Source organism: Bradyrhizobium viridifuturi, assembly GCF_001238275.1.
GTDB classification, from domain to species: Bacteria; Pseudomonadota; Alphaproteobacteria; order Rhizobiales; family Xanthobacteraceae; genus Bradyrhizobium; species Bradyrhizobium viridifuturi.
In genome coordinates this window covers 21,756-42,512 of sequence record NZ_LGTB01000059.1, presented here as the reverse complement: position 1 = coordinate 42,512, position 20,757 = coordinate 21,756, and the positions used below count along the sequence as shown (strand labels likewise).

Here is a 20,757-nt window from a genome sequence, read left to right as displayed (position 1 = left end):
GTTTTGACGCGTTTTCTTCACGCGAACCGGGATCCACTTCGCTTGAAAACGCTCTAGATTCCTTCAGGCACGGCCTGATCGCGGCCGATGAACGCGCCCTGTCTGCCAAGCTGTTGTTGCAACTTTTCGACGGAAATGTCGCGCGGAATCGTATTACCCGAAAGTGCGAGCGCTGCCGCGGTTCCCGCCGCCTCGCCCATCACAAAACAGGCACCGGAGACGCGCGCCGCCGATTGCCCTTCATGGGTCATCGAAGCGCAGCGCCCGGCGACCAGCAGATTGTCGACGCCGTCGGGCACCAGCATGCGGTACGGCAATTCGTTGTAGCCGCGGCTTTCCGGGATCGGCGGAAACTCGAAGGTCACATCGCCCGGCACGTGCTTTTCCATCGGCCAACCATTGACGCCGATCGAATCCTCGAATGAGGCGCAGCCCAGCACGTCCTCGCCTGATAGCATGTAGCCGCCGATCACGCGCCGCGTCTCGCGGATGCCGAGCTGCGGCGGCAGATCGACGATGTAGGAGTTCTCGAAGCCCGGCACCGTGCGCAGGAACTTGAACGCTTCGACCGCCTGACGTCGCCCCTCGATCTCGCCGCGCGTCATGTCGTCGGGATCAATCCCGGAAATGGCGCCGCCGTCGCTTCGCGTCACCTGGGTGAAATTCACCCGCCATTCGATCTGCGATTTCTGCGGCCTTACGATCGCGGATTTGCGCGGGAATTTGTGGGTGCCGGCGGCCTCGGCCTGCGCCATCCGTTCCGGAATCGTCCGCCACGCATCGCCCGCCTTCGCCGGATCGATGCCGTTGAGGCGGAACATCATCGAGGGGTAGAGCATGCCGCCCTGGTTGTCGCCGACCTCGTAGGGCGCACCGGCCCAAACCGCGAGATCGCCGTCGCCGGAGCAATCGATGAAGATGCCACCGCGCACCGCCTGACGGCCGGCCTTGGTTTCCACCATCAGCGCACGAATGTGCGCGCCGTCCATCACGACGCCGGCACCGAGCGCGTGGAACAGGATATCGATCTTGTGATGCGCCAGCAGGTCGTCCGCCGCGATCTTGTAGGCCGCGCTGTCGTAAGCCTGCGCGAGGATCTTGCCGAGGATCAGATGCGGCGCGTTCAGCCCGCCGAGCCGGTCGATCCGCGCCAAGAGGTCGGAGGCAATGCCCTGCACGACCCGGCGCACCTCGCCGAAGATGTTGGCGTGCAGCCCGCAGAAGTTGGTCACGCCGGCCGCGGTGCCCATGCCGCCGAGAAATCCGTAACGCTCGATCAAGAGCGTTCGCCGCCCGGCGCGTGCCGCGCCGACCGCGGCCGCGATGCCGGCCGGTCCGCCGCCGAGCACCACCACGTCATATTCGCCATAGACCGGGACCTGCCGCGCAGGTTCTTCGATCGTGCTCGCTCGCATCATTTCCGCCCTGAACAAGTTTGATTGGGCCGACTATGAATTGATGCGGATTGCAGTACAATCCACCAAATTATGTAATCAGCTTTCGCGAATCGTGAAAACCGCCGAGAAGCGCAAATGGATACGCTGGTCAATCTCGAAGCCTTCCTCGCCACCGCGGATGCCGGCGGCTTCTCCGCCGCGGCGCGCAAGCTCAAGGTCGCGACATCGGTCATCGCCAAGCGCGTCACCCAGCTCGAGGAGCGGATCGGCACCGCGCTGTTCCACCGCTCGACCCGCCAGTTGCGGCTGACCGAGGCCGGGCAGCAATATGTGCATCGCGCCCGCGGCGTCGTTGCCGATGTCGGCGATCTCCTGTCGCGGATGGGCGAGAAGCAGCGCGATCTCACCGATCACCTGCGCATCAAGGCGCCGACCTCGCTGACTGTGGCGCGGCTCACCGATGCCTTCACGGTGTTCCAGAAGCAGAACAGCAGCGTGAAGCTCGAGATCGTGATGATCGACCGCCCCGTCGATCCGGTGACCGAAGGCTTCGACATCGCAATCGGCGCCTTCCCGCATTCCTTCGGCGGCGTGGTCGACGAGCCGCTATGCCGGCTGCCGCGGCTGGTATGCGCCGCGCCGGCGTATCTGAAGAAGCACGGCACGCCGAAGCATCCGCGCGATCTGGTCGATCATCGCTGCCTCAGCTTTCTGCCCACCGGGCCGGAATGGCCGTTCGAGGGACCGCGCGGCCGCATCAACATCCAGGTCCGCCCGATCCTCTCTTCGAACGAGGGCCGCGTGCTGACGCAAAGCGCTATTGCCGGCAACGGCATCGCGCTGCTGTCGCATTATCTGGTCGCTGACGCGCTGCGCGCGGGCACGCTGCAGCCGATCCTCACCGAGTTTCCGATTCCCGAACTGTGGGTCAAGGCCGCGGTTCCCGAACGCCGCGTCGACGCCGCCGCGGTACAGGCGCTGCTGAAGACATTGAAGAAGTCACTGTCGCAATCGCTGTGATGCGACGGCAGCCTTGCCCCGCGCACGCCGACCTGAGACAAGGACGTGAAAGGATCGCCGGCTTGAAACTCCTGCTATCAGCCTCGCTTGGCCTCATCATCATCGCGACTCCAGCCGCGGCGATCGAGACCTGCCGCTTCATCGAGCCCAAGGCGGAACGCGAAGCCTGCTACCATCGCCAGGAGCAGGAGCTGGCGGCCAAGCGCAAGCCTGCGCCGACGGTCACGCAGTCGAGCGAAGCGAAGACATTCGAACAGCTGCAGCAGATGCGGCGCGACGACGAAGAGGTCTATCGCAGCATCCGCGGCATCTGCAACGGCTGTTGAGCGGCGCGCCTAGGCCGCGCCACCCCATCGTCCGGCGCGCTTCTCGGCAAAGGACGCCAGCCCTTCGGCGGCCTCGGCGGTCTGCCGCTTGGCCGAGTGCAAATGGACGAGGCGCTTGTAGGCCGCATCGTCGACCCCCATCCCGCCGAACGAACTCTCCATCGCGAGCTTCTTGGTCTCGGCCAGTGCTTCCGGCGCATTGCCGAGCAATTGCTCCACGACCTTGCTGCCCGCGCTTTCGAGATCGGCAAGCGGCACCACCTCGTGGACGAGGCCGATGCGGCGGGCATCCTCGGCGCCGAAACGTTCGCCGGTCAGCGCGTAGCGCCGCACCTGGCGGACACCGATGGCGTCGCAGAGCTGCGGGATGATGATCGCCGCGGTGAGGCCCCAGCGCACCTCGGTGATCGAGAACAACGCGTTGTCGGCCGCGATCACGATATCGCAGGCCGAGATCACGCCGGTGCCGCCGCCGAAGCAGCCGCCCTGCACCAGCGCCACGGTCGGGACCGGCAGCGTGTTGAGACGCTGCACCGCCTCGAAGGTGGCGCGCGACGCGGCTTCGTTCTCCTCCGGCGATTTCGGCCGCACGCCATTGATCCATTTCAGGTCGGCGCCGGCCTGGAAATGCTTGCCGTTGCCCTTGAGCACGACGACGCGGACCGGCTTGGTCGAGAGGTCGTCGATCGCGGCCAGCACGCCGGCAATCAGCGCGCCGTCATAGGCATTGTTGACCTCGGGCCTGTTCAGCGTGACGGTCGCGACCCCGCGCGCATCGAGGCTCCACAGGACTGGGCTGGCCGACATGACGTTTCTCCCTGGCTCGGCATTGCTCTTGCACGGCACTATGACGAGAGCTGTCGCCTTGATCCATCACTTTCGAGCGCGCGTGGCCGCGCCACGTGCATGATGGGTTGCGCGATGCCCTGCGCTTGTGGAAACTGACGCGGCACGTTGCGAGGACAAGTTCCACTGATGCGCATTTGCATTTTCGGCGCGGGCGCGTCGGCAGCCACTTTGCGGTCCGGCTGGCACGCGCCGGTCACGAAGTGTCCTGCGTGATGCGCGGGCCGCATCTCGACGCGGTCAGGGCCAACGGGCTGACGCTAAGGGTCGGCGACAGCAGCGTCACTGCCAAGGTAAAGGCGTCGGCCGATCCTGCCGAACTGGGGCCGCAGGACGTCGTCATCAGCACGCTGAAGGCCACCGGCGTCAGTACGCTCGCAACCGGACTGTTGCCGCTGCTTGAGCGGGACACGGCAATCGTGTTCGCGCAGAACGGCATTCCCTGGTGGTACGGTCTCGGCCTGCCGCCGCAGCATCCCGCGATTCCCGACCTCGGCTTCCTCGATCCCGGCGGGCATCTGCGCGGCGCCATCCCGAAAGAGCGGATCATCGGCGGCGTGATCTTCTCCTCCAACGAGGTGATCGCGCCCGGCGTGGTGGCGAACCTGTCGCCGGATCGCAACCGACTCCTGATCGGCGAATGCGACGATCGCCGGAGCGAGCGCATCGCCCGGCTGCGCGCGGCGCTGCACGAGGCCGCGATCGAATCGCCTGAGGTCAAGGAGATCCGCGAAACAATCTGGTCGAAGCTGCTCACCAACATGTCGATGTCGGTGCTCTGCCTGCTGACCGGGCTGACCGCACGCGGCGTCCGCGACGATCCCGACATGCAGGACGTGATCCCGCGCCTGCTCGACGAGGCCAATGCGGTGGCGACACGCTATATCCCCGAGGTCAAGCGCGTCACGCGCTCAGGGCCCGCGCCGGACCACAAGCCGTCGATCCTGCAAGACTACGAGCTCGGCCGCACCATGGAGATCGACGTGCTGGTGCGCGCACCGGCGGCATTTGCCCGCGCGGCCGACATTCCGACACCGATGCTCGATCTGATGGCCGCGCTCGCCATTCAGAAGGCGCGTGACAAGGGCCTGTATCAGGGCTGACAATCCGGATCTCACGATAACAAGCAGGGACATCGAACCATGCACGTCAAGGACAAGGTCTGTGTCGTCACCGGCGGCGCGAGCGGGATCGGCGAAGCGGTGGCGCGGGCCTATGCGGAGGCCGGCGCGCGCGGCGTCGTGGTCGCCGATCTCAAGACCTCGCGCGACCGGCTCGCCAGCGTCGCCGGCGACATCGACGGCCTCGCCGTCACGGCCGATGTCGGGCTCGAGGAAGACGTCAAGGCGCTGATCGCCGCCGCGGAGGACAAGTATGGCCCGGTCGACGTGTTCTTCTCCAATGCCGGGCTGTCGCGCAAGGGGCAGGAAACCGCGTCCGATGCCGACTGGGATGTCAGCTGGCGGGTGCATGTGATGAGCCACGTGTTCGCGGCGCGCGCGCTGGTGCCCGGCATGCTCGCGCGCGGCTCCGGCTATCTGCTCAACACGGCATCGGCCGCGGGGCTGCTGGCGTCGCTGAACTCGATGCCCTACGGCGTGACCAAGAACGCCGCGGTCGCGCTCGCGGAGCATCTGGCGATCCAGTATGGCGATCGCGGTATCCGCGTCTCCGTGCTCTGTCCGCAGTCAGTGCAGACAGGCATGACGACGCCCGGCCCGAGTGCGGCCCGCGTCGACGGCGTGCTGCAGCCAGGCGAAGTGGCGCGGATGGTGATCGAGGCCATGGCCGAAGAGCGTTTCCTGATCCTCTCGCACCCGCAGGTGCAGGAATACATGCAGCGCAAGGCCACCAACCGCGAACGCTGGCTGTCCGGCATGCGCCGCCTGCGCGATCGGATCTATGGCGGCGCGGCGTCGTGACGCCTCTATCGTCATTGCGAGGAGCGACAGCGACGAAGCAATCCATTCTTCCACATGCGGCGAGATGGATTGCTTCGCTTCGCTCGCAATGACGATGCCTAGTCCTCGGATACCGGTGCGAATCCTTCGAGCAAACCCGAGTATCTCTTCGCGACAGGCGAAGCGTAGGCGCCACGGCGCGATGTGGTCAGCTTGAGGGCGGCCAGCGCTTCCGCCTGCTTCACCGCGGCAGCCACACCGTCGACCACCGGCACGCCGAACTGCACCGACAGCGCATGGGCCAGGTCGGCCATCCCGGCGCAGCCGAGCACGACGGCATCGGCCCCCTTCTCCAGCGCCCGCGCGATTTCCGCCTGCAGCTTCTCCCTCGCGCCCGAGCCCGGTTTCTCCAGATCGAGCACCGCGACGTCGCAGGCGGTGACCGCCGCGCGATCGGCGAAGCCGTAGCGGCGGACCAGTTCCTCCAGCGGCACGATCGAGCGCGGCAGCGTGGTCACGATGCCGATGCGCCTGGCGATCTGGCCCGCCGTGACCAGCGCCGCCTCGCAGATGCCGACCACCGGATAGCGCGCGGCCGACCGCGCAGCATCGAGGCCGGTGTCGTCGAAGCAGGCGATGATGCCGGCGTCGGCATCCGGCGTCTTCAGCAAGGCTTCGATCAATCCGGGAACGGCAAACGCCTCGTCGTAGAAGCCTTCGATCGAGGCGGGCCCCATCGATGACGTGACGGCCACGATCTCGGTGCCATCGGCGGCAACCGCCCGGGCCGCCGTGGCGATGGTCGCGGTCATCGACGCTGTGGTGTTGGGATTGACGATCAGGATCCTGGTCATGGGCACAGAGTAGCCCGGATGCAGCACAGCGCAAACCGGGATGGTGTCACAGGCGAAGGCCGTGCCTGCTTACGAATGCTTCGCAACCCAGGCCGCGAACGCATCCAGCACCTCGGCTATCACCTCGCGGTCGTCGCGGCCGGAGCGCTTCAGGACATGGAAGGAATGGTCGGCCTCCTGCACGAGATGCAGATTCGCCCGGCTGCCCAACTCCTTCACGACAGGCTCGAGCAGCTCGAGCTCAGCCAGCGCGTCGCGCGTGCCCTGCAGGAACAGCATTGGAATCTTGACCTCGGCGAGATGCTTGGCTCGCTCGCGCGACGGCTTGCCGGCGGGGTGCAGCGGAAAGCCGAGGAACACCAGCCCGCGGACGCCTTCGAGCGGCGCCTTGGCCTGTGCCTGCGATGTCATGCGGCCGCCAAACGACTTGCCGCCGGCGAACAGCGGCAGTTCGCCGCAATGCCGCGCGGCCTCCGCCGCCGCGGCACGCACCGTGGCCTGCGCGACGGCGGGCGGGTCGGGCCGCTTGCTGCCCTTCTCCATGTAGGGAAACTGATAGCGCAAGGTGGCGATGCCGCGCTCGGCCAATCCTTCAGCGATCACTTGCATCGACGGATGCGTCATGCCGGCACCGGCGCCGTGAGCGAACACATAGGCCGCACGGGCTACTTCCGGGCGCAGCAGCAGCGCGGACACCGTGCTGTCGCCCGAGACCATGATCGTGAGCAGTTGTGCGCCTGGCGCGTTCAAGATGACATCTCGATGAATTGCTGCTCCGGCACTTCTAGCCGCAGCCGCCGATGCGCGCAAATGCCGCCGAGGAGCGCGCGCCGCAAGTGAACTGGCTCACAGCCAATCAAAATTTCCTTTGCAACATTTCCCTTGCAACATTTCCGTTGGTAGACCAAGCGGCGTCACTATAGGATATTGCACGACGCACTACACGCTTAACGCGAACCTGTTTCGGCGATTTTTAACATCTCATCAATATGACGCGCGGGTACCGCGAATCGGGGGACGGGGCATGCCTCGCAAGACGATCTTTTTCATAGGGTTGTTGATTGTCGCCGGCGTCCTCTACTTCAAGGACGATATCGAGACGGTGGCGAGCGGCTTCCACGTCAAGGTCGTCGACTACCAACCGCCGGCAAAGACCGTATGGCTGGATCAGAATGTCAGCGCCGAGCGGCTGCGCTGGTTCTACCATGCCGACCAGGGCACGCGGACCTTCGGCATTCCGCTCGAATGGTTCATGGCGCTGGAGCAGCCGACGGTGTGGCCGCTGTTCACCGCGGCGCCGCGGCTGAGTGACACCAATTACCTCGGCCGCTTCGGCTTTATTCCCGACACCGTGATTCCCGGCAAGCCCGATGCGCTGCCGATCGGCTTCGCGCCGGGCGGCCCGATGACCGATGCCAACGGTGCGCCGTGGCGCAACCCGCACAGCAAAGCCGGGATGAACGGCGTCGGACTGACCTGCTCCGCCTGCCACACTGGAAGCTTCAGCTATCGCGGCACCGAGATCGTGATCGACGGTGGACCGGCCAACACCAATCTGTTCGAATTCCAGAAGAGCGTCGGCGTCTCGTTGCTGTTGACCCGGTTCTGGCCGGGCCGCTTCGCGCGTTTGCCGACGAGATCCTCGGCAAAGCGGCCAGCCTCGACGAGCGCATGGCGCTGCGCGGCCAGCTCGATCTCGTGCTCAAGCAATATGCCAACATCAATGCACTGGAGACCAAGGTCGCCGCCAACAGCGTCGAGGAAGGCTATGCGCGGCTCGATGCGCTCAACCGGATCGGCAACCAGGTGTTCTCGATCGACCTGAACAATCCGAACAACTACGCCTCGCATTCCGCGCCGGTGCATTTCCCGCGGATCTGGAACGCGCCGTGGTTCAGCTGGGTCCAGTATGACGGCTCGATCATGCAGCCGATGGTGCGCAATGCCGGCGAGGCGCTCGGCGTCAGCGCCGAGCTCAATCTGCTCGATGAATCCCGGGGCCTGTTCAAATCGAGCGCGCGGGTCGACGTGCTGCACGAGATGGAACGGATGATCGCCGGCGAGCCGCCCAGCGAGGACAAGGGCTTCGGCGGCCTGGCATCGCCGAAATGGCCGGAGAACATCCTCGGGCAGATCAACATGGATCTCGCGAAGAAGGGCGGCGAGCTCTACAAGACGCACTGCCAGGGCTGCCATGGACCCGCGATCGACAGCAAAGCGCTGCCGGAGAGCGAAGCCTTCGCGCTGTTCAAGGACAAGAAGCGCTGGATCAAGAACGACGCCGGCCAGCCGCTGCTCGACGTCGAGATGATTCCAATCAGCCATATCGGCACCGACAGCGCACAAGCCGAGGGCCTGCAGAACCGCACCGTCGAGACGCCGGCCAACCTGAACATCAAGGACGGCAGCTTCGGCCCCGCGCTCGGCGAACTGGTCGAGAAGACCGTCGACTACTGGTACGACCAGAACAAGACCCCGCCGGAGGATCGCAAGCGCATCAACGGCTACCGACCGAACGAGATCCAGGCGCCGCTCGCCTACAAGGTCCGGCCGCTCAATGGCATCTGGGCGACCCCGCCCTACCTGCACAACGGGTCGGTCCCGAGCATCTTCGCGCTGCTGTCGCCGGTGAAGGATCGCCCCCCGACCTTCTATCTCGGCAACCGGGAGTATGATCCCAAGGATCTCGGCTATGTCTGGAAGGACAAGATCAAGAACGCCTTCCTGCTCGACACCAGCAAGCGCGGCAACAGCAATTCCGGCCACGAATTTTCGAACGAGAAGCGCCTCGGCGTGATCGGCCCGGAGCTGAAGGAAGACGAGCGCCGCGCCCTGATCGAATTCATCAAGACGCTGTAGCCGTCGCGGGTCAACACTACTGCCGTCATGGCCGGGCCTTGGCCCGGCCATCCACATCTGTTGCGCAGTCGACATTGAAGGCGTGGACGCCCCCCCGACAAGGCCGAGCGCGACGAGTGGCGGGTTCGTGTATCCGGCCCCGCGCTCTGTAACGCCTGCTCTCAACTCTCCTTCAACTTGGGCACGGGTTGCGGCGCGCCGGGCGAGTCATGGCCTCGAGCTCGAGCAGCTGGTTGAGCTGCTCCTCCGTCAGCAGCCTCTCCTCAAGCACGATGTCGGCGACGGAGCGGTTCTCCTTCAGCGCGCGGCGTGCCACGCGCGACGAGGCCTCGTAGCCGAGCGCCGGCGCCAGCGCCGTGATCAGGCCGATCGAGCCCTGCACCAGGCTGCGGCAGCGCTCGCGATCGGCCTCGATGCCGTCGACGCAACGCTTGGTCAGCGTATCGATCGCCGCCGTCAGCATGCGCAGCGAGCTCAGCACGCAGTAGCCGATGGTCGGCTCGAATGCATTGAGCTGGAGCTGGCCGCCTTCGGCGCACATCGTCACCGTGAGATCGTGCCCGATCACGAGGAACGCGACCTGGTTGACCACTTCCGGAATCACCGGGTTGACCTTGCCGGGCATGATCGACGAGCCGGCCTGCACCGCAGGCAGCCGGATCTCGCCGATGCCGGTACGCGGCCCCGACGACAACAGGCGAAGGTCGTTGCAGATCTTCGATACCTTGACCGCGACGCGCTTCAACACGCCGGAGAACAGCACGAAGGCACCGAGGTCCGAGGTCGCCTCGATCAGGTTCGAGGCCAGCACCATCGGCTGGCCTGAGAGTCGCGACAGTTCCTCGACCGCCAGCGCTGCATAGCGCGGATCGGCATTGATGCCGGTGCCAATCGCGGTGGCGCCGAGATTGACCTCGCGGAACAGGCTCGAAATCTCGTTCAGCCGCGCGACGTCCTCCTTCACGGTGGCGTGGAAGGCGTCGAACTCCTGGCCGAGCGTCATCGGCACCGCGTCCTGCAACTGGGTGCGGCCCATCTTGAGAACGTCGGCGAATTCCACCGCCTTGCCCTTGAAGGCATAGGCGAGATCATCCAGTGCGCGCACCAGCGGCTGGGTGGCGAAGATCACCGCGAGGCGCAGCGCGGTCGGATAGGCATCGTTGGTCGATTGCGCCATGTTGACGTCGTCGTTCGGATGCAGCGTATTATAATCGCCGGGCTTCTTGCCCATCAGCTTGAGCGCGACGTTGGCGATCACCTCGTTGGCGTTCATGTTGGTCGAGGTGCCGGCGCCGCCCTGGATCGCGTCGACGACAAAGGACTCGGCATAGACCTTGTCGGTCGCGACCTGGGTGCAGGCCCGGTCGATCGCATCGGCCTTTTCAGGCGAGAGATAGCCCAGGCGCTTGTTGGCGCGGGCAGCAGCTTGCTTCACCAGCGCCAGCGCGCGGACGAATTCCGGAAAATGGCCGACCGGCACGCCGGTGATCGGAAAGTTCATCACCGCGCGCTTGGTGTGGATGCCCCACAGTGCATTGGCCGGCACATCGTCCTCGCCGAGCAGATCGTGCTCGGTGCGGGACTGCGCCTGCTCGATCGGCACGGTGCGGACGGTTGCGATCGCGAGCTCGCTCACACCGCCGCCGTCGCCGGAGGGCGGCGTAGCGCCTGCAGTGGTGGCGGTCTCAACCTTCGATTCGGCCATTGGTCCCTCCGTTACCTGCTGAACATCGCGTCGTCGGCGACCGCACCATGATGCGCCCGACGGACATCGAAAGCCAATGCCTATCGGCAAAGTCTTGCACACCGGCTAACCGGAAGCCGCGGAAAAGCCGGATCGGAATGCGCGTCGCAGCGGGAATCGAGGGCTTACCTTATCTGTCATGATAACAACAACTTATAGCTCGATACCGCGGTTCGTTTCGCGACAGATGCGGTTGCTTTCTCCGCCCCGTCATCGCGTGCTAGATCAGCATCGACAGGCGCAATGGCGCTGCCGATTTTGAACGAACCAAGGACCAGAACCGTGTCCGACAACAACGAAGCGATAACCATCAGATTCCGCTGCCCGGCGGAGCTCGAGGGCAAGATTCCAGAGCCGGTGCCTGCGTCATTGGGTCTTCCCGGATGGCTCAGGGCGATGCCGACGCAGGCCTTCAATGCGATGAGCAATCGCGAAGAGGATACCGTCAAGCGCTGCCCGCCATTCGTCGATGCGATGACGTCAGGCTTCCTGCTTCCGCTGGTCTGCGATCTCAAGGTCGAGAATGGCGAGATGACGTGGGACAACGATCTTCCGGCCGGGGGCGCGCTCGAATTCCCGCGCTCGCCGGTCGGATTCCACGACGAAAGCCAGGTGGCCGGCTCGCCGCTGTTCGAGCCCGACCGTTTCCTGATCAAGTTCGTCAATCTGTGGACCATCGAGGCGCCGGCGGGCTACTCGCTGTTCTTCACGCATCCGGTCAACCGGTTCGATCTGCCGTTCACCACGCTTACCGGCCTCGTCGATTGCGACCTGTTTCGCGACGGCTGGGTTCATTTCCCGGCGCGCTGGCACGACACCAATTTCAGCGGCGTGTTGCCCAAGGGCACGCCAGTTGCGCAATGCTTCCCTGTGAAGCGCGAAAACTGGGTCGCGCAGACCGCGGCGATGACGCCGGATGAAACAGCGCGCGCACAGGAGCTGTCCAACAGGATGGCCCGCGAGCCCGGACTCTATCGCCGCCAGTTCCGGTCGTAGATCGAGCGCGCGAGGGCGACGACGGGTGTAAGTGGGACAAGACCCTTTCCTCTTGTCGTCCCTGCGAAAGCAGGGACCCATACGCCGCGGCCCGTGTTGCGAAAGCGACTCGTCGTTCCGGCATCATGCAACTATTCGCACTGGTGGTTATGGGTCCCTGCTTTCGCAGGGACGACATCGAGTTTGTGGGGCGATCTAGAACAGGTTCGGTGTCATCACCCGCGAAGGCGAGTGATCCAGCATTCCAGAGACGGAGGAGTTTGACCGAGAAGCCGCGGCGTACTGGATCGCCCGGTCAAGCCGGGCGATGACGAGCGTGAGGCAGCGGCTAAGTCGCCTAGCTCAGGAATTTCTTGAACCCGCTGGGACGCAAGAAGAAGCGGCCGTGCGATGCCATGGCAAGCGCGGCCGTGGTGCGGCCGATCATTTGCGGCCGGCCGCGCAACGCCAGGCGCAGATTGGCTTCGCCGGCAGCGCGGTCGCCCATTTCCAGAAGACAGGCGGAGAAGCTGGTGCGGGTCAGGGGATCGTCGGGGCGCTGCGCCAGCACCTGACGGTAGAGATCCGCCGCGGCCGCGTATTCGCCGTCGAGCAGCAGCACACGCGCGAGCGCGGCCAGAACATCCGGATGTCCCGCGCCGCACTGCGCAGCTTCTCCAGAATCTCTCGCGCGCGGCCACGCTCATTGCGCTGGGGCAGCAACTGCGCGAGCAGGAGCTGAAATTCGAGGCTGCCGGGCGCGAGAACAAGCGCGCTCTCAAGCACGGCTACCGCCTCGTCGATGCGGCCGTCCGCGTGCAATTGCCCTGCCAGCGCCTGAAACGCGGGGAGGTATGGCGGCCGCCGCGCGCTGGTTCGCCGCAACACATCGATCGCCTCGCTGCGGCGACCGGCGCCGCCGAGCGCCGCGCCGAGCAGGGTCTCGAGGCCGGGATCCTCGACACGGCGGGTGGCTCGCTCGAGCGGCGCGATCGCCTCCTCGTTGCGGTTCTGGATCATCAGCGCCCGCGCCAGGATCGAGGCGGCGCCGACATCGGTCCGGTTTGCCTTCAAGACCTCGGCCGCCAGCCGTTCGGCTTCGACGACCTGTCCCGTCTGCAAGGCGACCACGGCGCGTTGCAGGAGCGGGGATGGGCCGGGCCCGCGATTGGCGGAAGGGGGCGGAGGTTTCGGCATGCGGTCCGTCGAAGATGGTTCTTCCCAGCCGTTATCACCGCCGCCGACGGAGCGTCCAGCGAAACTCGCATCCGGACACTGAGATACCGCCGGTTCCGGCGCAGCCCGCGGCTGTCACGCGACAGACATCGAACCACCCTCTCCGGCCCGATTTTTCGACTGCTTAACCTATTCGACCTAGCCTGAATTGCCGAAAACAGGGCCCAGCTTGATGTTCGCGACTACCCTTGAAGCAATTCGGTCGACCTCCTCGAAGCGAACCGCTTACGTCAGGGGCATCCTCGCGCTTCTGGCCATCGCAATCGTCTTCAAGGCCGTGTGGCTTGCTCAAGTGGGACTCGGGCATGGCCGCGAACTCGTCGATTTTGCCGCCTTCTACATCACCGCGAAGCTGGTGTGGCTCGGCACGGTGGATCAGGCCTATCAGTTCGCGAAGCTCATCGTCATCCAGAAGGAGGCGTCAGGCGGGCACGACGGTTTCATGTCGTGGACCTATCCGCCGCAGTTCAGCCTGCTGCTGGCGCCGTTCGCGCTGATCCCGGTCGGGATTGCCTATCTGCTGTTCGCGGCCTCGACGCTGACGCTTTACCTCGCCGTGCTGCGCCGTCTTGCAGGCGACAACTTCGTGCTCGTGCTCATGATCTTCTTTCCGACGATCGGGATCACGCTGGCCTGCGGGCAGAACGGCCTGCTGACGGCCGCGCTGATCGGAATGGTCTGCCTGTTCTTCGAGGAACGGCCAGCGCTGGCCGGGGCTGCGCTCGGGCTGATGATCATCAAGCCGCATCTCGCCATCGCGTTCGCGGTCTATGCCGTGCTGCGGCGGTCCTGGATCGTGGTGGTGACGGCCGCCGCCGTCGTGCTGATCAGCTCGGCGTTCTGCACGGCGGTCTTTGGCGTCGAGATCTGGAGCGCGTTCCTGCAAAGCGTGCGCGATTCGTCGGTGTTCCTGGAGCACGGCAATTACCCGATGCATCGCATGATCTCGATCTACGCGGCGCTGCGGACGGCAGGCTTGTCCGCGTCGACAGCGTTTGTCGCCCAGGGCGTCGTCGCGGTGCTGGCGCTTGCCGTGGTCCTCATTGCAGCCTACCGGCCGATGCCGGCACGCGAGCGCTTCGGCCTCGTCGCGATCGTGTCGGTCTGCATCAGCCCCTATGCTTACGACTACGACTTCCTGATCTTCAGCGTCGGCCTGGCGCTGCTGTTGCCGGCGCTGCTGGCGAGCGCGCGCGAGTGGGAACGCGGGATCATCTACGCTCTGCCGATCCCGATCGGCGCATTCGGCTATTTGCAAGCGACGCAGATGGCGTCTTCCCACAATGGCGAACGGGCGCTCAGCACGTTCTCGATCGGCGGTTTTGCGATCATTCCGCTGATCGCGCTCATCGTCGGCATCGTGCTGCTGCGCAGCTCAGGGACGGAAGCAGTCGGAGGACCGACCGTCAGATGCGCATCCGCTTGAAGATCGTCTCCGGCAGCGCGCAGATGATGGCCATCACCAGCCGGAACCGCCTGGCCACATAGATCACGTCGCGCGGCCTCGTCACATCGGCGAGGTAGATATCCTCGGCAACCCGATCCGGATCGACCGTCAACGGCGCCGGCAGCTTCATATGCGCGGTCATCCTGGTGCGCACGAAGCCGGGCTTGACGGTGACGACGCGAACCTTGCCCGCGAGCGCCAGGCGGTTGCGCAGCCCGGACAGGAATTGCGAGAAACCGGCCTTGGCCGCGCCATAGTAGTAGTTCGACGCCCGCCCGCGATCGCCGGCGACCGAGCTGACCCCGACGATGGTTCCCGAACCGCGCGCCTCGAAGGCCTGCGCGAACAGTTCGAGCAGCAAGCTCGGCGCCTCGAAGTTGGTGCGCATGATCGACGTCGCAAGCTCGGGATCGGTCTGCGCACGCAGCTGGTCGCCGAGTTCTCCGACGACGCACACCACGGTGTCGGGGAGCACGGACAGGCCGGCGACGAAGCCGGCCAGCTGCGCGGTCTGCAACACGTCAAGCGCTTGAACCGTCGTTTCGACGCCGCTTCGCGTCCTGATGTCGTCCGCGTTACGCTGCGCGGCCTCGATGTCGCGGGCGGCGAGCGTCACGCGCCAGCCCTCTTTTGCGTAGCGCAGCGCGGTTGCGTGCCCGATATCCGAGCTGCCGCCGATCACCAGAATTGATTTTGTGCCGATCATCAAATTCCAAGCCGAGCTGAAAGATGGGAGATGAGGCGCGCATTCGCGCCGGTCTGCTGGCGGATGTCTCGCAAGGCCGCAAGGCCGGGATATCCGGATTCGAATGTCGCGCGGGACTGCCGCGCATCCTTGGCGAGGTAGAGCCGGCCGCCGGCATCGACCACCAATGCGTCGAGCTGGTCGAGAAAGGCGAACAGCGTCTCGGTGACCGGAAAGTCCATCGTCAACGTATAGCCGCGCAGCGGAAACGACATCGGCCCGCCGCCATCGCCGAGTTGCTTGAGCACGGCAAGAAACGACGCATCGCCGCGCCGGGAGACCCGATCCAGGATGTCGGCAAGCACGCGGCGTGCGTGCGCCTGCGGAATCACGCATTGATACTGCACGAAGCCGCGCCGGCCGTAGATCCTGTTCCAGTCGGCGATCGCATCGAGCGGGAAGAAGTAGGGATCCCAATGGACGAGCCGTTGTTCGCCCTGCTGCGCAGCACCGCGACGGAAGTACAGCTCGTTGAACGCTCGCATCGATGTGCGGTTGAGCAGCCACCCGGGAAACAGCTTCGGCACCGACAATCGCGACATGCGAGGGCTGGGGAACGGCGCGAGCTCGGGCGCCAGCAGCTCCTTGTCGCGGCGCGTCGCGTGCTCGGCGAGATAGACCAGCGACCGCCCGAGCGCCGCGCCGCGCGCAAGGCAGTCGATCCAGGCGACCGAATAGGTGGCCGATGCGCTGCGTTCGAGCAGATCGATCGCCGCCTCAAGATTGCCGGCGACGCGGGTGTCCTGCCGCAACCAGGCCGTCTCGATCGGGAGCAGCCGCAACGTCGCCTCGAGGATCATGCCGGTCAGGCCCATGCCTCCGAGGGTCGCCATGAACAGTGCAGCGTTTTCCGAGCGCGAGCACGACACGATCTCGCCGCCCGGCAGCGCGAGGCGGAATGACCCGACGATGTTGCCGAAGCCGCCGTCGCGATGGTGGTTCTTGCCGTGCACGTCGGCCGCGATCGCGCCGCCGACGGTGACGAATTTGGTCCCGGGCACGACCTTCAGGAAGAAGCCGCGCGGCTCGAACGCGGCAAGGATGTCGGCGATGGTCACGCCGGCTTCGACCGTCAATTCGGCAGTTGCCGGATCGAAGCTCCGCATCCGGTTCAGACCGCGCGTTGAAATCGTGGTGTGGGTGCCGATCGCCGCGTCGCCATAGGCGCGACCCGCCCCGCGCGCGACGACGCCGGACCGCCCGAGCAGAACATCCCGTGCGCCCACGGGCGTCCGTGGCGCCAGCAGTTCAGTCGACACCTTCGGATAGTTGCCCCAGCCGGACAGGCTCTCGTCCGGATTGGAGGTCGCCGTCGCGCGTCCTGGCAATGCAGCCGCCGGCATCGCTAGATGGCGGCGAGCATGATGACGCCGATCGCGCCAAGCGCGATCCAGCTGGCGCGATCGCGGAGCGCGAACATCACCGGATCGTCGTCGATCAATCCGCGCTGTGCAAACAGCATCACGCGACCAATCCAGTACATCAGGATCGGGCAGCAGGCCCAGAGCAGCTGCGGATGACTGTAGAGCGCGCGAACCGTATCGGACGAGATGTAGAGCGTGAAGATCACGACGGCGTTGAAGCCCGATGCCGCGGCGAGGATCGCGATCATCGACTTGTCTTCGACCCGGTAGCCGCGCGCCGCCAGCACCGCGCCATCGGGCTGGCCGGCGAGTTCGACGTGGCGCTTCACCAGCGCCAGCGACATGAAGATGAACAGCGAGAACGCAAGCAGCCATTCCGACATCGGCACGCTGATCGCGACCGCGCCGCCGATCACACGGACGGTGTACAGCGTCGCCAGCACGACGACATCGACGATCGCGATGCGCTTGAGCCACAGCGAATAGGACGTGGTCAGCGCGAAATAGCCCAGCAGGACACCGGCGAACGCGGTCGATATGGACAGTGCGATCGCGAATGCGGCTGTTAGCGCCAGAGCCATCGCGCCGGCGGCTCGCGGCGCCGCGATGACTCCGCTTGCGATCGGACGGCTGCGCTTGGCCGGATGCGCGCGGTCGGCCCTGATGTCGAGAATGTCGTTCAGGATGTAGGCGGCCGACGCGCAGAGCGAGAATGCGATCACCGCGAACAGCGACGTCGCCGCCGATCCCGGCGCAAATTTATGCGCGGTCAGCAGCGGCACCAGCACGAGGGCGTTCTTGGCGTATTGATGCACCCGGAGCAGCTTCAACCAGCTCTGCACACCGGCCCGCACAGGCGCCGCCGGTTCGGATCGACCGGGACGCCCGACGCGCGATGCGAATTCCGGCAATGCGACCGTTGCACCGCCGATATAGTCAAAGCCCTGGCGCAGCACGGGCGGCAGGTCTTCGCTCCGCACCGCCGGCGACCGGCCAGCCGGTGCGGCGGCCCAGGCCGTGAAGACACCGAGATGCTGGGCAACAGCGCTGACGAACGGCTCGGGATGGATTTCCGAACAGAGATAGACCGGGCGGCCTTCGCCCAGCACCTGCAACAAGAAGGTCACGGTATCGCGGTCGAACTGCGCGCGGGATGAATCGAAACCCGACGAAACGGCAACGTGCGTCGATCGCGCATCCGGTCCGAACGCTGTGGCAATCGCGGCGGCGACCGCGAGAACGCGACGGCTCAATTCGGAAGCGATCCCCGCCGGAAAGGCGCTTCCCGGCACCATCACCTCGTCGACATCGACAACGAGCGGCCGGCCGCTTGAGCGCAACGGATCACGAAGGGCGTCGCTGCCGCCCTGCTCAACCCGTTCTGGAACGCTCGATCGCATGCGCGCGGACTTCCGGTGGCCCCCTCCCCATTGTCCGCAGCGTTCCCTAATTTGGGGTGAATTTGGGGGCAAACGCCCGCCGCACCGCGCTGGAAGGCAGCGCGCGAAGGCCGTTGCGGCTTCGATGGGGGAAGGAAGCGGTCGCCGGCGGCGTGCGCTGCGCGCAACCAGGCGGAAAGTGGCGATCCCGGGAAGACTCGAACTTCCGACCTACGGTTTAGGAAACCGTCGCTCTATCCGGCTGAGCTACGGGACCGCACGGCCCGCGGCTCAAGCATGCGGGCGCAGCCCTCCCATAGCAGAGGTGCCGAATGATCGCCAGCCCGCGCCCCAACGGGCGCGCGCGAAGTTGTGCCTGGTTCGCCACGTCGCGCGTTATGCGACCTGCCGCGCCGGATTCGCGGCAGCATCCGCCGCGCCAGCCCGGCGCGCCGGCAGAAACTCGATCGCCTCATCCTGCAGCGAGCCGAAGCGCAGCGTCATGATATCGAGCGCATAGTTCTGGTAAAGTCGCCACGGCCGGCGCGAGCCCTGCTTGGGGAACCTGGCTGCGGCGCGCTGGATATAGCCTGAGGAGAAATCCACCCAGGGCAGTTCGGTCACGGTTGGGTCGTTCCGCCGCGGCGTCACCTGCGCATAGCCGTTCGCCTTCATGTGATTGAGCATGCGGCAGACATATTCGCAGGTCAGGTCGCATTTCAGCGTCCAGGATGCGTTGGTGTAGCCGAAGGCGGCGGCAAGGTTCGGCACGCCCGAATACATCAGCCCCTTGTAGTTCATGGTCTTCGACAGATCGACCGGTGCACCGTCGACCTTGATCTCGAGCCCGCCGAGCACCTGCAGATCGAGGCCGGTCGCGGTCACCACGACATCGGCGTCGAGCACTTTGCCCCTCTTGAGCTTGATGCCGCCGGGAGTGAAGGTCTCGATCTGGTCGGTGACGACGGATGATCCGCCGTTGCGCAAGGATTGAAACAGATCGCCGTTCGGCACCAGGCAAAGCCTTTGGTCCCACGGATTGTAGCTCGGGGTAAAATGCGTCGCGACGTCGTAGTCGGGGCCGAGCGCGTGGCGCACGCCGCCGAGGATCAGCTTCTTCACGCGCTCCGGATCGCGCTTGCAGAGCCGGTAGAAATACATCCCGAACAGCACGTTCTTCCAGCGCGTGAGGCCGTAGGCGAGCTTCGCCGGCAGCCGCGCCCGCAGCCAGTTGGCGACCTTGTCCTCGTCCGGACGCGCCACGACATAGGTCGGCGAACGCTGCAGCATCGTGACATGGGCGGCGGTCTTGGCCATTTCCGGCACCAGCGTCACCGCGGTCGCGCCGCTGCCGATCACCACCACCTTCTTGCCGGCATAGTCGATGTCGTCGGTCCATTTCTGCGGATGGACGACGCGGCCGGCGAAATCGGCGATGCCGGGGAAATCAGGCGTGTAGCCGTGCTCATATTTGTAGTAGCCGCTGCACATGAACAGGAAGTTGCAGGTGAGGCGCTCGATCGTCTTCTCCGGTCCGCGCTCGACTTCGACCGTCCATTGCGAATCGGCCGACGACCAGTCGGCGCGCACGACGCGGTGGTTGAAGCGGATCTTCTTGTCGATGCCGTAGACGCGCGCAGTCTCGCGCACATAGTTCAGGATCGACGGCCCGTCGGCGATTGCCTTCGGCTCGGTCCACGGCCGGAACGAATAGCCGAGCGTGTACATATCGGAGTCGGAGCGGATGCCGGGATAGCGGAACAGGTCCCAAGTCCCGCCGATGCAATCGCGGCCTTCGAGAATGGCGTAGCTGCGGTCCGGACAATTGGTCTGCAGATGATAGCCGGCGCCGATGCCTGACAACCCGGCACCCACGATCAACACGTCGAAATGAGCAGACATGCACTGACCCTCCCGCGTCATAACTGACAATATATGTTGTCAGATAACTTGACATCTGACAATGGCTCATGTCAATAGCCTTTCATGGCAAGCAGCCGAAAAGCCCGCCTCTATGGCGGTATGGACGCCGACGAGCGCCGCACCGAGCGGCGGCTGAAGCTGATCGACGCGGCGATCGAGGTCTATGGCGAGGTCGGCTATCGCAGCGCGACGGTGAAGGCGATCTGCGAGGCCGCCGAGCTCACCGAGCGCTATTTCTACGAGTCCTTCGCCAACAGCGAAGCCCTGTTGATCGCCGCCTACAACCATGTCGTCGGCCGTCTGCACGAGGAAATGACGGCTGCCGCCGCGGCCGCCGGCGACGATGCCGAAGCACGGCTGCACGCCGCGCTGACGCTGTATTTTACCCGGCTGAAGGAGCATCCGAAGCCCGCGCGGGTCTTCCTGCTGGAAATCTCCGGCATCAGCCCGGCGGTCGATGCCGTCAAGCTCGACGCCGGGCGCGTGTTCAGCGACATCCTGGTGCCGCCGACGCGCGATGCGAAGCACGGCGACAGGGGGGCAGCTGCGACGCTGCTCTCGACCGGCATGGTCGGCGCGGTGATCTCGATCGCGCTGCGCTGGGTTTCCAAGCAATATCCGCAAACCGTCGCGGACGTGGTCGCGATTGCCGCCAGCTTCTGCCGCGTCGCATTGACCGAGGCTGATCGCCGCCGGAACCTGCACCTGCGGTAGCGGTGGACCCGCACCGCTCGCCGATTT

Annotated in this window: 19 protein-coding genes and 1 tRNA gene; 8 read left to right on the top strand and 12 right to left on the bottom strand. The window is 65.4% G+C overall.

The features are described from left to right. Positions 1 to 53: 53 nt before the first annotated feature. A complete protein-coding gene (locus ALC15_RS37210) occupies positions 54 to 1,415 on the bottom strand; it encodes an FAD-dependent oxidoreductase (RefSeq protein ID WP_050631582.1) in 1,362 nt (453 codons plus the stop codon). 117 nt (positions 1,416 to 1,532) lie between these two features. On the opposite strand from ALC15_RS37210, the gene ALC15_RS37205 reads away from it, so the two are divergent. Both ALC15_RS37205 and ALC15_RS37200 read left to right on the top strand, forming a co-directional pair. Beyond that, positions 1,533 to 2,417 carry a LysR family transcriptional regulator gene (locus ALC15_RS37205; protein ID WP_050631568.1) on the top strand — a complete coding sequence of 295 codons (885 nt, stop codon included), beginning with the start codon at positions 1,533 to 1,535 and terminating at the stop codon, positions 2,415 to 2,417. A gap of 62 nt (positions 2,418 to 2,479) precedes the next feature. Next, positions 2,480 to 2,743 carry a hypothetical protein gene (locus ALC15_RS37200; protein WP_244486431.1) on the top strand — a complete coding sequence of 88 codons (264 nt, stop codon included), beginning with the start codon at positions 2,480 to 2,482 and terminating at the stop codon, positions 2,741 to 2,743. Between the two features lie 9 nt (positions 2,744 to 2,752). On the opposite strand, the gene ALC15_RS37195 is transcribed toward ALC15_RS37200, so the two are convergent. Then, positions 2,753 to 3,550, bottom strand: coding sequence for an enoyl-CoA hydratase-related protein (locus tag ALC15_RS37195; protein ID WP_050631567.1), 798 nt, complete (start codon positions 3,548 to 3,550; stop codon positions 2,753 to 2,755). Between the two features lie 176 nt (positions 3,551 to 3,726). Between ALC15_RS37195 and ALC15_RS37190 the strand changes: the two genes are divergently transcribed. Continuing rightward, complete coding sequence (locus ALC15_RS37190; protein WP_128089694.1) at positions 3,727 to 4,692, top strand: 2-dehydropantoate 2-reductase; 966 nt, start codon at positions 3,727 to 3,729, stop codon at positions 4,690 to 4,692. 39 nt (positions 4,693 to 4,731) lie between these two features. Continuing rightward, positions 4,732 to 5,511: an SDR family oxidoreductase gene (locus tag ALC15_RS37185; RefSeq protein ID WP_050631566.1), complete on the top strand. Its 780-nt coding sequence runs from the start codon at positions 4,732 to 4,734 to the stop codon at positions 5,509 to 5,511. A 98-nt stretch (positions 5,512 to 5,609) separates the two neighbouring features. On the opposite strand, the gene ALC15_RS37180 is transcribed toward ALC15_RS37185, so the two are convergent. Beyond that, positions 5,610 to 6,344, bottom strand: a complete 735-nt coding sequence (locus tag ALC15_RS37180; protein ID WP_050631565.1) for an aspartate/glutamate racemase family protein — start codon at positions 6,342 to 6,344, stop codon at positions 5,610 to 5,612. A gap of 69 nt (positions 6,345 to 6,413) precedes the next feature. After that, positions 6,414 to 7,094 carry an alpha/beta hydrolase family protein gene (locus ALC15_RS37175; RefSeq protein ID WP_050631564.1) on the bottom strand — a complete coding sequence of 227 codons (681 nt, stop codon included), beginning with the start codon at positions 7,092 to 7,094 and terminating at the stop codon, positions 6,414 to 6,416. Positions 7,095 to 8,015: 921 nt separating this feature from the next. Here ALC15_RS37175 and ALC15_RS46835 point away from each other — a divergent pair. After that, the gene (locus ALC15_RS46835) at positions 8,016 to 9,203 is read left to right on the top strand and encodes a c-type cytochrome (protein WP_244486430.1); all 1,188 of its coding nucleotides are present in this window, start codon (positions 8,016 to 8,018) and stop codon (positions 9,201 to 9,203) included. Between the two features lie 172 nt (positions 9,204 to 9,375). Here the strand turns inward: ALC15_RS46835 and ALC15_RS37165 are convergent, their stop codons facing one another. After that, positions 9,376 to 10,908: an aspartate ammonia-lyase gene (locus ALC15_RS37165; RefSeq protein WP_094194358.1), complete on the bottom strand. Its 1,533-nt coding sequence runs from the start codon at positions 10,906 to 10,908 to the stop codon at positions 9,376 to 9,378. Between the two features lie 321 nt (positions 10,909 to 11,229). On the opposite strand from ALC15_RS37165, the gene ALC15_RS37160 reads away from it, so the two are divergent. Further along, the gene (locus tag ALC15_RS37160) at positions 11,230 to 11,943 is read left to right on the top strand and encodes a hypothetical protein (protein ID WP_094194361.1); all 714 of its coding nucleotides are present in this window, start codon (positions 11,230 to 11,232) and stop codon (positions 11,941 to 11,943) included. A 337-nt stretch (positions 11,944 to 12,280) separates the two neighbouring features. On the opposite strand, the gene ALC15_RS47745 is transcribed toward ALC15_RS37160, so the two are convergent. Together ALC15_RS47745 and ALC15_RS37155 are read right to left on the bottom strand one after the other, a co-directional pair. Continuing rightward, positions 12,281 to 12,544, bottom strand: coding sequence for a tetratricopeptide repeat protein (locus ALC15_RS47745; protein ID WP_347336351.1), 264 nt, complete (start codon positions 12,542 to 12,544; stop codon positions 12,281 to 12,283). Continuing rightward, complete coding sequence (locus ALC15_RS37155; RefSeq protein ID WP_347336350.1) at positions 12,463 to 13,044, bottom strand: tetratricopeptide repeat protein; 582 nt, start codon at positions 13,042 to 13,044, stop codon at positions 12,463 to 12,465. Before ALC15_RS37155 ends, ALC15_RS47745 begins: the two co-directional genes overlap by 82 nt. A 286-nt stretch (positions 13,045 to 13,330) precedes the next feature. Between ALC15_RS37155 and ALC15_RS37150 the strand changes: the two genes are divergently transcribed. Then, complete coding sequence (locus tag ALC15_RS37150; protein WP_050631562.1) at positions 13,331 to 14,584, top strand: glycosyltransferase family 87 protein; 1,254 nt, start codon at positions 13,331 to 13,333, stop codon at positions 14,582 to 14,584. Here ALC15_RS37150 and ALC15_RS37145 read toward each other — a convergent pair. The 5 genes from ALC15_RS37145 to ALC15_RS37125 all read right to left on the bottom strand — a co-directional run bounded on the left by ALC15_RS37145 (position 14,565) and on the right by ALC15_RS37125 (position 19,995). Further along, entirely contained in the window at positions 14,565 to 15,311 is a 747-nt protein-coding gene (locus ALC15_RS37145) for an SDR family oxidoreductase (protein WP_050631561.1), read from the bottom strand. The two genes, ALC15_RS37150 and ALC15_RS37145, sit on opposite strands and share 20 nt — an antisense overlap. Continuing rightward, positions 15,311 to 16,693 (bottom strand): FAD-binding oxidoreductase, encoded by a 1,383-nt coding sequence (locus ALC15_RS37140; protein WP_094194357.1) that lies wholly within the window; start codon positions 16,691 to 16,693, stop codon positions 15,311 to 15,313. Before ALC15_RS37140 ends, ALC15_RS37145 begins: the two co-directional genes overlap by 1 nt. A 2-nt stretch (positions 16,694 to 16,695) precedes the next feature. Continuing rightward, positions 16,696 to 18,114, bottom strand: coding sequence for a UbiA family prenyltransferase (locus ALC15_RS37135; protein ID WP_050631560.1), 1,419 nt, complete (start codon positions 18,112 to 18,114; stop codon positions 16,696 to 16,698). A gap of 179 nt (positions 18,115 to 18,293) precedes the next feature. Then, a tRNA-Arg gene (locus ALC15_RS37130) sits at positions 18,294 to 18,370 on the bottom strand. 119 nt (positions 18,371 to 18,489) lie between these two features. Continuing rightward, a complete protein-coding gene (locus ALC15_RS37125; RefSeq protein WP_094194356.1) occupies positions 18,490 to 19,995 on the bottom strand; it encodes a flavin-containing monooxygenase in 1,506 nt (501 codons plus the stop codon). Between the two features lie 84 nt (positions 19,996 to 20,079). On the opposite strand from ALC15_RS37125, the gene ALC15_RS37120 reads away from it, so the two are divergent. Beyond that, a complete protein-coding gene (locus ALC15_RS37120) occupies positions 20,080 to 20,730 on the top strand; it encodes a TetR/AcrR family transcriptional regulator (protein WP_063781921.1) in 651 nt (216 codons plus the stop codon). Positions 20,731 to 20,757 lie beyond the last annotated feature (27 nt).

What these genes read in the sequence shown, in the direction of transcription:
- ALC15_RS37205 (WP_050631568.1), top strand. Translation starts at nt 1,533, where the DNA reads ATGGATACGCTGGTCAATCTCGAAGCCTTCCTCGCCACCGCGGATGCC.
- ALC15_RS37145 (WP_050631561.1), bottom strand. Translation starts at nt 15,311, where the DNA reads ATGATCGGCACAAAATCAATTCTGGTGATCGGCGGCAGCTCGGATATC.
- ALC15_RS37125 (WP_094194356.1), bottom strand. Translation starts at nt 19,995, where the DNA reads ATGTCTGCTCATTTCGACGTGTTGATCGTGGGTGCCGGGTTGTCAGGC.
- ALC15_RS37210 (WP_050631582.1), bottom strand. Translation starts at nt 1,415, where the DNA reads ATGCGAGCGAGCACGATCGAAGAACCTGCGCGGCAGGTCCCGGTCTAT.
- ALC15_RS46835 (WP_244486430.1), top strand. Translation starts at nt 8,016, where the DNA reads ATGGCGCTGCGCGGCCAGCTCGATCTCGTGCTCAAGCAATATGCCAAC.
- ALC15_RS37150 (WP_050631562.1), top strand. Translation starts at nt 13,331, where the DNA reads ATGTTCGCGACTACCCTTGAAGCAATTCGGTCGACCTCCTCGAAGCGA.
- ALC15_RS37120 (WP_063781921.1), top strand. Translation starts at nt 20,080, where the DNA reads ATGGCAAGCAGCCGAAAAGCCCGCCTCTATGGCGGTATGGACGCCGAC.
- ALC15_RS37185 (WP_050631566.1), top strand. Translation starts at nt 4,732, where the DNA reads ATGCACGTCAAGGACAAGGTCTGTGTCGTCACCGGCGGCGCGAGCGGG.
- ALC15_RS37165 (WP_094194358.1), bottom strand. Translation starts at nt 10,908, where the DNA reads ATGGCCGAATCGAAGGTTGAGACCGCCACCACTGCAGGCGCTACGCCG.
- ALC15_RS37195 (WP_050631567.1), bottom strand. Translation starts at nt 3,550, where the DNA reads ATGTCGGCCAGCCCAGTCCTGTGGAGCCTCGATGCGCGCGGGGTCGCG.
- ALC15_RS37140 (WP_094194357.1), bottom strand. Translation starts at nt 16,693, where the DNA reads ATGCCGGCGGCTGCATTGCCAGGACGCGCGACGGCGACCTCCAATCCG.
- ALC15_RS37180 (WP_050631565.1), bottom strand. Translation starts at nt 6,344, where the DNA reads ATGACCAGGATCCTGATCGTCAATCCCAACACCACAGCGTCGATGACC.
- ALC15_RS37135 (WP_050631560.1), bottom strand. Translation starts at nt 18,114, where the DNA reads ATGCGATCGAGCGTTCCAGAACGGGTTGAGCAGGGCGGCAGCGACGCC.